The sequence below is a fragment of the Methanolobus sp. ZRKC2 genome (genome assembly GCF_045291185.1).
Lineage (GTDB): Archaea > Halobacteriota > Methanosarcinia > Methanosarcinales > Methanosarcinaceae > Methanolobus.
Window position 1 is genome coordinate 1472807 of the sequence record NZ_CP146980.1, and the last position, 12123, is coordinate 1484929.

General features: G+C 43.7%; 13 protein-coding genes. 8 read left to right on the forward strand and 5 right to left on the reverse strand.

Annotated elements, in window-relative coordinates; all coding sequences use genetic code 11:
- Positions 1 to 36 precede the first annotated feature (36 nt).
- Positions 37 to 165 (reverse strand): hypothetical protein, encoded by a 129-nt coding sequence (locus tag V7O62_RS06855; protein WP_406655502.1) that lies wholly within the window; start codon positions 163 to 165, stop codon positions 37 to 39.
- Positions 166 to 261: 96 nt separating this feature from the next.
- Between V7O62_RS06855 and V7O62_RS06860 the strand changes: the two genes are divergently transcribed.
- Positions 262 to 936: a DUF166 domain-containing protein gene (locus V7O62_RS06860; RefSeq protein ID WP_406655503.1), complete on the forward strand. Its 675-nt coding sequence runs from the start codon at positions 262 to 264 to the stop codon at positions 934 to 936.
- 20 nt (positions 937 to 956) lie between these two features.
- Positions 957 to 2687: a DNA polymerase/3'-5' exonuclease PolX gene (polX, locus tag V7O62_RS06865; RefSeq protein ID WP_406655504.1), complete on the forward strand. Its 1731-nt coding sequence runs from the start codon at positions 957 to 959 to the stop codon at positions 2685 to 2687.
- Positions 2688 to 2823: 136 nt separating this feature from the next.
- Here polX and V7O62_RS06870 read toward each other — a convergent pair whose 3' ends face one another.
- Entirely contained in the window at positions 2824 to 4251 is a 1428-nt protein-coding gene (locus V7O62_RS06870; RefSeq protein WP_406655505.1) for a methanogenesis marker 14 protein, read from the reverse strand.
- A 9-nt stretch (positions 4252 to 4260) separates the two neighbouring features.
- Positions 4261 to 4653 (reverse strand): thioredoxin, encoded by a 393-nt coding sequence (gene trxA, locus V7O62_RS06875; protein ID WP_406655506.1) that lies wholly within the window; start codon positions 4651 to 4653, stop codon positions 4261 to 4263.
- 295 nt (positions 4654 to 4948) lie between these two features.
- On the opposite strand from trxA, the gene V7O62_RS06880 reads away from it, so the two are divergent.
- The 6 genes from V7O62_RS06880 to V7O62_RS06905 all read left to right on the forward strand — a co-directional run bounded on the left by V7O62_RS06880 (position 4949) and on the right by V7O62_RS06905 (position 10134).
- On the forward strand, positions 4949 to 5122 hold the full coding sequence (locus tag V7O62_RS06880; protein ID WP_406655507.1) for a hypothetical protein: 174 nt from the start codon (positions 4949 to 4951) through the stop codon (positions 5120 to 5122).
- Positions 5123 to 5125: 3 nt separating this feature from the next.
- The gene (locus V7O62_RS06885) at positions 5126 to 6142 is read left to right on the forward strand and encodes a restriction endonuclease (RefSeq protein WP_406655508.1); all 1017 of its coding nucleotides are present in this window, start codon (positions 5126 to 5128) and stop codon (positions 6140 to 6142) included.
- A gap of 114 nt (positions 6143 to 6256) precedes the next feature.
- Entirely contained in the window at positions 6257 to 6466 is a 210-nt protein-coding gene (locus V7O62_RS06890) for a heavy-metal-associated domain-containing protein (RefSeq protein WP_406655509.1), read from the forward strand.
- A 38-nt stretch (positions 6467 to 6504) separates the two neighbouring features.
- Positions 6505 to 9276 carry a heavy metal translocating P-type ATPase gene (locus V7O62_RS06895; protein WP_406655510.1) on the forward strand — a complete coding sequence of 924 codons (2772 nt, stop codon included), beginning with the start codon at positions 6505 to 6507 and terminating at the stop codon, positions 9274 to 9276.
- A 27-nt stretch (positions 9277 to 9303) separates the two neighbouring features.
- A complete protein-coding gene (locus tag V7O62_RS06900; RefSeq protein WP_406655511.1) occupies positions 9304 to 9537 on the forward strand; it encodes a hypothetical protein in 234 nt (77 codons plus the stop codon).
- Positions 9538 to 9582: 45 nt separating this feature from the next.
- Positions 9583 to 10134: a GNAT family N-acetyltransferase gene (locus V7O62_RS06905; protein WP_406655512.1), complete on the forward strand. Its 552-nt coding sequence runs from the start codon at positions 9583 to 9585 to the stop codon at positions 10132 to 10134.
- Positions 10135 to 10183: 49 nt separating this feature from the next.
- Here V7O62_RS06905 and V7O62_RS06910 read toward each other — a convergent pair whose 3' ends face one another.
- Entirely contained in the window at positions 10184 to 11164 is a 981-nt protein-coding gene (locus tag V7O62_RS06910; RefSeq protein WP_406655513.1) for a radical SAM protein, read from the reverse strand.
- Between the two features lie 169 nt (positions 11165 to 11333).
- Positions 11334 to 12086 (reverse strand): MIP/aquaporin family protein, encoded by a 753-nt coding sequence (locus tag V7O62_RS06915; protein ID WP_406655514.1) that lies wholly within the window; start codon positions 12084 to 12086, stop codon positions 11334 to 11336.
- Positions 12087 to 12123: the final 37 nt, after the last annotated feature.

Here is a 12123-nt window from a genome sequence, read left to right on the forward strand (position 1 = left end):
ATATGGTATTTTAGCCTATTTGTACAGATATGCTGCCTAAAGACGTGAGACATTCTCTGAACTGCACTGGAAGCATTTTATCGGGAAGAAATCCGGATTTTCCTGGAACATGTGATCACAAACGTTACACCTGAAATATACCTTGGAAGAGTCGTATTCATCCATAGTTTCTCCTCAAATAAACTATACAGTATTAATATAAAAATCAATGCTAAAACATATTAAGTAAATGGAACATTCTTCCCCAAGGAAAGGATCTTCATGAGCACAATAGGAGTTATAACCAGAGGGAAGTACGGAAAAAGACTTATCGAGACAATACTCTCAAGAACCGAGCTTGATGTTGTTTCTGCAGCCCTGCCTGAATATCTTCCCGATTTTATCGATGAACCCCAGAAGTTCCTTGAAGAAGTAAATCTTGATGATTCTGTTTTCAATTCCGACATCCTTATCACCTACTCCCTGCACCCGGACCTTACAGTTGCGATAGCACACAAAGCAGGAAAGAAAGGTGTCAGGTCAATGATTATACCCGGAGGCGCTGCGAAAGCCCCTGTACTTGAGCTGGAGCAGATCGCAAAGCAATATGACATGTATATTGAAATAGAAGAGATATGCTGCACTCTTTCCGACAATCCGGCAATATCAGATTTCACGTCAAAACTTGCAATGCCGGAACTTGAAATTGAGACACATGATGGCAGGATATCCTCGGTTCGCGTTTTACGCGGAGCACCATGTGGAAGCACCTGGCACATGGCCGAGAAACTGGTCGGAATAAATGTCGAAGATGCACCCTCAAAAGCAGGTCTGCTCATCCAGCAGTACCCATGCAGAGCTATAAGAGGAACGCTCGGAGGCATCCATAAATCTGCCGACATACACAAAGATACCGTTGAAAAAGCGATCAGGGTGCAAAAAGATAAAAAATCCTGAAAGCCAATTATTCATTGGGAATGGTTACAATGGATAATACTGAGGTTGCAGCAATTTTTGACAGGATGGCCTTATTGCTGGAATTCAAGGGGGAGAATCCTTTCAAAATAAAGGCATATCAAAGAGCTGCCAGAAATATCAAGGAGCTTGATGAAGACCTCAGCGACCTGTATAGTCAGGATCGTATCCCGGAAATACTAGGCGTAGGAGAAGCCATTCAGGAAAAGATAAAAGAGATTTTTCTCACAGGTACTTTCAGGGCATATGAAGAAACCGTAAGAACAGTCCCTCCGGGTATTTTGAAAATTATGGATATACCCGGAATCGGTCCCAAAACTGCAAAATTACTTTACGAAAAATTGGATGTCAAATCTGTTGATGAAGTGATGAAAGCTGCGCAGGAGCATCGTATCCGAAGGCTTGCACGCATGGGACCAAAACAGGAGGAAAAAATCTTAAGGTCCGTGCAGCGATACCTGAAAAGCAACGACTTTGGCAGGACACCCCTTGCAACCGCAGATCCCATTGCAGAAGATATAAAAAAACAACTTAGCAGCCTTCCCCACTTAAAGAAGATTACTGTTGCAGGAAGCCTCCGCAGGAGAAAGGAAACCGTAAAGGATATCGACCTCATTGCATTCTCAGATGATCCTGCAAAGGCAATGAATGAATTCCTGAATCTTGAAAACGTGACAGAGGTTCTTGAGAAAGGAAATGCTCTGAGCTCTATTATTTATCAAAAAATAAGGGTTGACCTGCGTATCATCCCTGAAGATTCCTTTGGCACATTGCTGCAATATTTCACTGGTTCAAAGGAACACAATATACGCCTACGCAAACTTGCACTCGAAAAAGGTTACAGCCTCAATGAATATGGATTTACTAATAATAACACGAATGTCACCAAGAAATGTGCAAATGAAAAGGAAGTCTACGATTTTCTCGGACTAGAGTATCCTGTACCGGAACTCAGGGAGGACAGGGGAGAAATAGAAGCAGGCATGGAAAAGACTCTTCCTGAACTTATCGAAGTAAAGGACATAAAAGGTGATCTTCATGTCCACTCAAACTGGAGTGACGGGGAAAACAGTATTGAAGAAATTGCCGGGAATGCCCTTGAAAGAGGATACGAGTACATAGCTATCACGGATCACTCTCATTCTACAGCCATAGCAAACGGTCTTTCTGATAAGAAATTACTTGCGCATGCCAGAGATGTCGACAGGGTGAATGATGGAATTGAAGGTATAACACTTTTTTCAGGTACCGAGTGTGACGTCCGGTCCAACGGTAAACTTGACTACAGCAATAAAATCCTGGAAGACCTTGATATTGTTATAGCCGCAGTACATGCCGGTCTGGAGCAGGACAGAAAAACTATGACGAAAAGGATAATTACGGCACTTGAAAATGAACATGTTGATATCCTTGCCCATCCCACGGGGAGAAAGTTCGGAAAAAGAGGAGCTTACGACTTTGACATGGAAAAAGTGTTTCAGGCAGCCCTTGACAATGATAAGATACTTGAGATCAACTCATCTCCTGCGCGTCTGGACCTGAATGACATTCACGCAAAAATGGCTAAAAAGATGGGAATAAAGCTGGCAATTAACACTGATACGCATAAGCTTGACAATTTTAATAACATAAGATATGGAATCGATGTAGCCCGCCGTGCATGGATCCAACCGCAGGATGTTGTGAATACAATGGATATGAAAAGTATCACTTCACTACTTGGAATACAGTGAGAAAGCACCAGATCGAGTTCCAATGAGATGGCAAGGCAGTAAAAAGGAGAAGTCCTGATATTCCTGACGGAATTTATTTCGATTTCTGAATATTATCTGGCAGGAAATTCCTGCCAGCAACTTTTCCCTGAGGTTTTTATTTCCTGTTCTGCAACTTCATACGTTGTCCCAGTATGCATTTTCCACCCCTGTGACCACCCAGTGGATTGAATGTGGTGCCAAGGGAATTCATGCATCTTGCCATGACAGCAGCGCCGCGTGCAAGGCCGTCATCTACAAAAATAACATTTTCTTCAATCTTGTTATTGATACCAAGTTCTTGCAGGTATTTCAATATCAGCTTTGGTTTATCTCCAGTAATTCCGGCCCTGCCGGTGACACCGATGGCTGTGTCCTCGAACACAAGACCTTCTTCCTGTGCTACTTTCACAAGACGCTGTACTACTCGTGCCATGACCTCGTCAATCACTGCAAAGAGCACCTTAAGATCATGTTTTTCATAGACCTCAGCCCCAATCTCTGAAAGTTTTTCCATATCAGTGCCATTGTGTCCTACATCACAACCTATGAGAACAACTCCAATCTCATCTGCAGCCTCAGAGTTTACTGGCACACTGCCATATCTTTTACGACCACTGGGAACCTTTTCGATAATTATATATTCATTTATCCGTTCTGCATATCCCTTTATAGCCTTCTCCTTGAGCTTATGAGCAAGCCTACCTAGTGATACGTTATCAGAAACATCAAGAGCAGTACCCTTTTTTGAGTCGACCAGGCTGGTTCCCTGAATAATGGCATCGGGGATGGCTCCGGCATAACCACAGAAATTTCCGATGGTCTTTGCATAAGGAAGATCAGGACTGATTATCCTGCCGTCAAGGGTTGTACCAAAGTCTATGGAGATGCAGGGATTACGGAAATCAACATCAACCCACTTGGCACCTTCCTTGATACCTGCAGTTGCCAGTTCACCTTCCATCTCGTTGGCAACGATTTCCACACCTGTTGCACCTGTAGGTGGTGTTACACTTGCCACTGCACCGTCAAAGACAACCTGTTCGAGCTTACTGTGTTTACGGAATTTTTCAGGAATATTGGATAAGGCCATCGGAGGAGTCATACGGTTTGGCGGAACACCTGCCATAAGACATCCATCTGCCAGGGCTTTTATGAACTCTCCTACTTCATCAGGCGTATCGAAACCTGCAACAACTCCTGTGGACCTCACAACAAAGTGTATGTCTTCCTTGATATCGAGGTTCGCTTTTTTCACAGCACCGACCAATGTATCCCGAACGAGTTCTCCCACTGACTGTCTTGTAAGCTCCACACCTGTAAGTGTCCTGCCAAATACTTCTTCATCTGCCTTTGGGGGTCGGACATCCCTTGTCATACTAACTGTTTTTGTTACAAGTCTTGTTTTACCATCCTCAAGGTTTGTAGCGGTCAGAATGCATTTGGTAGTTGTATTGCCCACTTCCACTGAAGCTACTATAAAATAAGCCTTGGACTTAAGATCTATCAGGCGTACGGAAGGACTTTCTACAATCTTAGGTTTCATAAATAAATCTCACATAAAAGGTTGAAGTTTTTCGATTATTCTCTGTTTTGGAACAGCACCTATAATTCTGTCTACGAGCATGCCTTCCTTGAATACAAGCATGGCAGGTATGCTGCTTATGCCGAATTTAGCAGCGGTCATTTTATTTTCATCAACATTGAGTTTCCCAAAGACCACTTTACCCTGGAGTTCAGCAGCAAGTTCATCTATTACCGGCGAAAGCATACGACAGGGACCGCACCACTGAGCCCAGCAGTCCACAACGATAAGGGGATACCTGGAAACGGACTGATCAAGATCAGCATCTGTCAAGATGATGGGGGCTGCAGGATATTGGCGTTCCTGAAGTGTTTTCTGTAATTCTTCCATTTTCCTTTGTCTGATAGATTCCAATTCATCCATGATGGTCACCGGTCTGAAAACAATGTAAACTGCAGCAACAGATATTCCTTATGTGACTTTGGCCTGATAAATATTTAATGGGATATTCCTCAAATCTGTTTTAATTCACTTAATCTTCAATGCATTTAACCTTTTGCATGGTTGGGCATAAATCACACAATACCATTATCAATAACCGTATATAGAAACAATGCAAATACAATTAAAAGATCAGAGGAATAAATAGCTAAACAATAATAATTAGTAAGATTATTAATAATACAGGATAAGGCAGAGTGCTTTGATGAGTGGTAGAATGGCAGAAAAAAATGAAAAACAGGGCTCAAATACAGACAGAAGCATCTTTGACCAGAAATGTATCACATGTGGCACATGGATGCAAAGGACAGTGAACTCAAACAGGACCGGCGTAAGGACATTGACCTATTCCTGTCCGGAGTGCGGACTTTCCTATACAGTGGATGAATAATCTATGGAAAGATGGTCTTCCGGACAACTGCAGGATATTGACCCTTTTGAGTTTGAAAAACTCCTGGCACAACTTTTCAGGAAGATGGGATATATCGTTGAAGAAACGCAGTTATCCCATGACAGAGGCATAGACCTGATAATAAAAATAGCACATTTCGGACTCTCACATACATGGATCGTACAGGCTAAAAGGTACAGGGAATCCGTGGGAGTGAAAGCCATCCGCGAATACAGCAGTTTGCGATACCGGGACCGGGTAGACGGGGTAATCATCGCTACAACATCAAATTTTACAAGAGAAGCCCAGGAAGAAGCTGCCGAACACAATGTAAAACTCATCGATGGGAACCTGCTTGCTGAAATGCTGAATCATTATCTCCCGGGAGAGAACGAAAGTAGCCAGAATACTAAAACCCCGGATGAAACGATTAAGGACCGGGAAACATCAACCATCCTCAGGAGAGGAGAAGAAATCCTTGCAAAGGAGCCTGTGAAGCTTGGAAAAGAAAAGCTCATTATGGTGATAACTAACAAGAATCTCTTTTTCAAAAAAGAGAGCAATGCAATCCTCTCAAGAAAAGAAAATGTAGAGCTGAGCATCCGGTCCAAGGACTTGGTCGGTGTTCATGTGGAAAAACAATACCTTTTCCTGATAGCTGGCCAGAAAAATCTGACTGTTTACCCGTTGTCAGCTAAAAGGAAAGAAAAGATAGTAGAGGTTCTCGAAAATCTCAGACCGGAATATGTACGCACGGAGCATCTTATAGTGTCTTCCAGAAAGAGCTCATCCATGACAATTCTCACCAATAAGAGAGTAGTACAGATGGATATTGAGAGTGGTACCATGAACGATGTCATGCTCTCGAGGATTGTGGAGATAGAACTTGAAGGTGGTTTTCTTAAAAAAGGCAGACTTCTGATATCGGAATCTTCCAATGGGATTAACAAGCATTATCTGGAAGTTGACGATATTATCAAATGGAAGAAAGAGATCGAGCAAATTGTAAAGGTAAGTTGAATATAATTATGGCTCTTTGTTAACAGCGTTAACTATAAATTATAACTGCAAATGTGTACTTCAATACTAATACTATAACTGAGAAATAGAAATAGTGTAACAGGGAGTTTCAATATGGCAGAAGAATCAATTAGCATCGAAGGAATGATGTGTGGACACTGTCAGTCGACAGTTGATAAGGCAATTCGATCCGTAAGCGGGGTTCAGGACGTAACTGTCGATCTGGAGGGAAAACAGGCCAGGGTTGTATATGACCCTGCATCAGTCAACCTTGAAATGATAAAGTCAGCTGTTACAAAAGCAGGCTACAAAGTCATTGATTAAGCTCAATTTGTATAATCCAGTGTTTCTGAAAATAAAATATGCAGACAAAGATCAAAATATACGGCATGACATGCATGCACTGTCACAAGCGTGTGACAGATGCAATATCATCCCTGGAGGGCGTATTCTCGGTAGATGTAAATCTAGAGGATGAAAGTGCGACAGTTGAATTCGACCCTGATAAAACAAGTATCGAAAACATAAAGCAGGCTGTTACAGATGCAGGATACGAGGTTGGGGAAGAAGAATGCCCTCTGCCGGTTGATAACGGGGAGCAGCGCGTATGCAAGGTAATCCCTGACGAAGAGCGGGGAGCAAAGACAGAAACAGAACCCGGTCACGTGGAAGATGTTATTTTCAGGATAGCAGGAATGACATGTGCATCATGCGCACAAAATGTTGAAAAAATCCTGAACAAAAGTGTCGGGGTGGTTTCTGCTAATGTTAACCTGACTACAGAAAAAGCTGCTGTCAAATATGATCCTTCAATAGTCAGCCGTGAGGAACTTGAAGAAGAAATCGAATCCATAGGATACCATGTGGTAAAGGACAGGACCACACTTGATGTGGGTGGTATGACTTGCGCATCATGCGCAATGAACGTTGAAAAAATACTAAAGAGTCAGGACGGGATAAGTTCCGTAAGCGTCAACGTATCCACAGGAAAAGCACGTGTTGAGTACAACTCCTCACTGACATCAGTCGAGGATATGATAGCAGCAATTGAAGGGATAGGTTACTCTGCTTCCCTGCCTGCCGGAAGAGAGGAAACTGAGGACAGGGAAAAGAAAGAAAGAGAAGAAGAGGTACGCCGTCAGAGAAATAATCTGATAATATCCGCCGCTATCGCCGTGCCTGTCATGCTTGGAAGCATGAAAGGCGGATTTCCTGAATTGCTCTGGTTTGTGCCGGATTTTCTTACAAACGAAAACCTGCTGTTCCTGCTGACAACAATTGTCATTGTTTTCCCCGGCAGACAATTCTTCGTTGGAACTTACCGGGGACTCAAGCACGGCGTTACAGACATGAACCTGCTCATTGCAACCGGAACGGGAGCAGCTTATATTATCAGTGTCGCATCCAGCTACCTTGACCTTGGACCCGGTTACGAGCACCTCTATTACGATACCGCTGTAATGCTTATTACTTTCATAACACTGGGGAGATACCTGGAAGCCCGTGCAAAAGGCAGAACATCGGAATCCATCAAAAAGCTCATTGGCCTGCAGGCAAAGACTGCGCGTATCATCGAGAACGGGCAGGAAAAGGAAGTGCCTGTTGAGGATGTGGAAGTTGGGGAAATAGTCTTTGTCCGGCCCGGCGAGAAGATAGCAGTGGACGGCATAGTCGTTGAAGGAGCATCTGCTGTTGATGAATCCATGATAACCGGAGAAAGCATACCTGTTGAGAAGACAAAAGGAGCCGAAGTAATCGGTTCAACATTGAACAAAAGTGGGAGCCTCAAATTAAGAGCAACGAATGTAGGTGCGGATACCGCACTTGCAAGGATAATCGAGCTTGTGGAAAACGCCCAGAACTCCAAGGCGCCTATACAGAGGATTGCCGACGTAGTAGCTGGCCAGTTTATCCTTGTCGTGCACGTACTGGCACTGCTTGCCTTCTTCTTCTGGTATTTCATCGGATTCGAGAGATATAATGTTCCGATTAATTCCGAAATACTCAGTCCATTCCTGTTCGCACTGCTCATATCCATCACCGTACTGGTAATATCCTGTCCCTGTGCTGTGGGTCTTGCAACCCCTGCAGCCATCATGGTAGGTACGGGCAAAGGTGCTGAGAATGGAATACTTATCAAAGGTGGGGAAGCACTTGAGAAAACCCTGGAAATAAATACGATTGTTTTCGACAAGACGGGGACACTGACAAAAGGTGAGCCTGAACTTACTGACGTGATTCCATTTGGAGACTTTGAGGAAAATGAAGTGCTTGTAATCGCTGCAAGTGCTGAGAAGGGATCCGAACATCCCCTTGGTGAGGCTATTGTCAGGGGCGCAGAAGAAAGAAACCTTACAACTGACAACGCGGAAAGATTCAGTTCTATTGCCGGAAAAGGTGTTGAAGCAAGCGTAAAGGGTAGCAAGATACTTCTTGGTACGCGCAAGCTGATGGAAGACAATAATATTGGTATTTCCTCTGCAGAAAAAAAGATGGAAGAACTGGAATCCCTTGGCAGGACCGCCATGATAGCTGCAAAGGATGGCAATGTTATAGGCCTTGTTGCGGTCGCAGATACCCTGAAGGAAAACTCCGAAGAGGCTGTGGAGAAGATACGCAACATGGGTATTGAAGTTGTGATGATCACAGGTGACAACTGCAGAACAGCAGATGCAATTGCCGGCAGCATCGGCATAAAAAAGGTGCTTTCCGAGGTACTTCCCGAAGACAAGGCTGTCGAAATAACAAAACTTCAGGATGAAGGACGCATAGTTGCAATGGTCGGTGACGGAATAAACGATGCACCGGCACTTACACAGGCGGATATCGGCATTGCCATGGGAGCAGGGACTGACATTGCTATGGAATCTGCACAGATAGTGCTTATTAAGAATGACCTGAGAGATGTGCTTGCAGCTATCAGGCTGAGCAGGCTGACCATGAGCAAGATAAAACAGAATCTCTTCTGGGCCTTCGGCTATAACAGCATAGGCATCCCGCTTGCAGCCGGTATACTTTACCCCTTCGTCAGTACCATACTAATAACACCCGCACTTGCTGCAGCCTTCATGGCAATGAGCTCCATATCGGTTACGACAAACTCTCTTTTGATGAAAAGGAAGAGTATAAAGTAAAAAGATAATCGAGGAGGAAAGAAGATTATGAATGGACAGGATACCAGTAAAAAAGGAAAATATGCTCTGATAGCAAGCCTTGTGTCATCCCTCTTACTGGTTATTATTTTTGCAGCACTCTCTTTGATTGTGAACAGTTCGAGGATCATACCCCTTTACAGCCAGGTGGATATCATTGCAGGTATGGTTTTTGTTTTCGTACTCAGCATGATAGTCTCAGCTTCTGTCTGGCCGGCGATCATTGAGAAAAAGATGCATTGATCTTGAGTTAGTTTCTTATTTGAGGCCTGTTTAATAAGGGCCCTTATGGAAAAAAGGAAAATGGTCATAGAGACTGATGAGTTCACGCTCCGGCCATGGAAAGATAGTGATGCTGAAAGGCTTGCAGCTATTGCTGACAATAAGAAGATATCTGATTATCTGAGAGATGGATTTCCTCATCCTTATTCTGTCGATGATGCGAAGGAATTCATTTTCCTTGCCAGGCAAACCGAGGTGAACTTTGTGACTTTTGCCATTGAAATTGACGGAGTTATTGCCGGGAGCATAGGTGCATATTTCAAAGAGGATGTTCACCGAAAGAATATGGAGATCGGTTATTTTCTGGGAGAGGAATATTGGGGAAGGGGTATAATGGCAAATATGGTCAGGTGTATGACACAATATATTTTTCAGAACTTCGATATTATCAGAGTCTATGCAGAACCTTTTGCCAGTAACATAGCATCTCGAAGAGTGCTTGAGAAGGCAGGATTCAGGCTTGAAGCTGTCCTGAAAAACAGCATAATCAAAAATAATGTTGTGCAGGATAGTTGCATATATGCAATTCTCAAAGAAGAATTAAAAGAAGAAATGTAACGGCCTAAACCTGCACATCCGTCACGGATAAAATTCAATTAATAAACCTTCATTCAAGATCAGAATGCGGATTAATGTCACATCCAGTACACGGAAGACACATGGTCTTGAAAATATCCGCGCGCAGACCGTATTCGTCCAGTTTTTCCCGGAGGAAACGGTTAAGCATCAGCAGCCTTTCGGCTGACGGACGTTCGACAGTGAGCTCCCCTTCTCGTAAAGGATGTTTTGCAGCAGCCCTGAGGATTGGAACAACACCAATAGAAACCAGTTCTTCAATACCTTCTTTTGCGGACTTGTCAGATTCACCAAGACCGATTATGAAATTGGAGCAGACCTTATTCCTTCCGAATATCTCAACACCCTGTTCCAGTGATTGAAGTATGAATTCAAGATCCTGGTCAGGACAGAGTTTTTTGTGGAGAGGACGATCCATGGTCTCCACATTATACTTCAGCTCATCGGCACCTGCATTTTTAAGTCTGGGGGTGGAATCCTCAGTAGGATACACAGAGACACCGATGGGAACTGAGTAGGTCTCCCTAAGCCTGCGGATTAGTTCCTCGGCCCTGTCAACTTCGGATTCCGGAGATATCTCAACCCCCGATGTTATGGAAATGGCATGCATCTTTCCTGTTTCATTGGCCTTCCCTATCATCCCAAGCATCTCATCCATTGTCTTAATCTTGCCTTCAAGTTTGGGAACCGGACAGAACTTGCAGTCGAAGACGCATTTCTCGCACATGGTTATGAAAGCCTGTTCAGGACAATGGATGAGTTCCTCTTCAATGTCCCCCCTTGCGATCTCAACACCGTCTTTTCTTATTACAAGCTCTCCATTTTCCATTTCTGCCTGCAAAGGAGATTCCTTTTTAACGGCAAGACGAACACGATGACCTCCAGAACTGAAAAAGAAGGCAACATTTCCTGCGCCCGGACCTGCTGTGGGGATAGTTAGCCAATGGATAAGGGAAGGGTCCATATTCACGGAGCCTACCGAAATGAGTTGTGTTTTGGTTTCTGCTTTCATGAATTCTCCGTTACCAGATGAATAGCAAGTTTCAGTGATAATAAGCATATAGGCTATTTTTACAGGGCTACTTTATTGTTTCCCTGAGTGATCTCAAAAGAGGGACAACGTTTGAATTGATGAAGAAAAAAATAAAAAAGTAGTCACAAAGAGGAGGAAATACATCACTTTATTCACTACTTTTTAAACCTGCGACATAGTCATAAACAAAAGCAGCCACGATAGCCCCAAGTATAGGTCCGATCAGGTATATCGGGAACTGCCACCACAGGTTTACTCCTCCCATGATAGTTTCTACCAGATAAGGACCAAACGTGCGTGCAGGATTCAGGGATGAACCGGTGATATTGCCGACAACAATGATATCTGCAGTAACTACAAGACCTATTATCAATCCTGCAAATCCTGCCGGGGAACGTTTGTCAACTGCAGTGCCCATTATAGCGAGCATAAGGAAAAATGTCGCTACTGCCTCACATACTATAGCCTGGCCATAAGTCACGCCTTCAAACATAGCAGTAGCACCCAGACCCGTAGCAACCGAGCGTGAGCCCCATATGACCACAATACTCAGTGAAGCAAGGGTTGCACCTATAAGCTGCGCTATAATATAATAGACCATATCTATCGTGGGCATCCTTTTGGTTGCCCAGAGAGCTATACTGACTGCGGGATTAATATGCGTCCCGGAAATGTGACCGAACGTATATATCATCGCGAGCACAGCTATACCAAAAGCAATACCAATCGCAAACCAACTGGCAATATCGATTCCTACGTTGAAAGTATTATCTGCGTATGGTGTTGTCCATCCCTGGATAAGAAGAACCGTTGTCACCACGGATCCTGTTCCGAGAAAGACCAGAACATAAGTACCGATAAGCTCAGCTAACGAGCGCTTCAACAAACTGATTTCTGCCATAGAACCACCTCTAAAAAAGAAATAGTGTGTACTGATG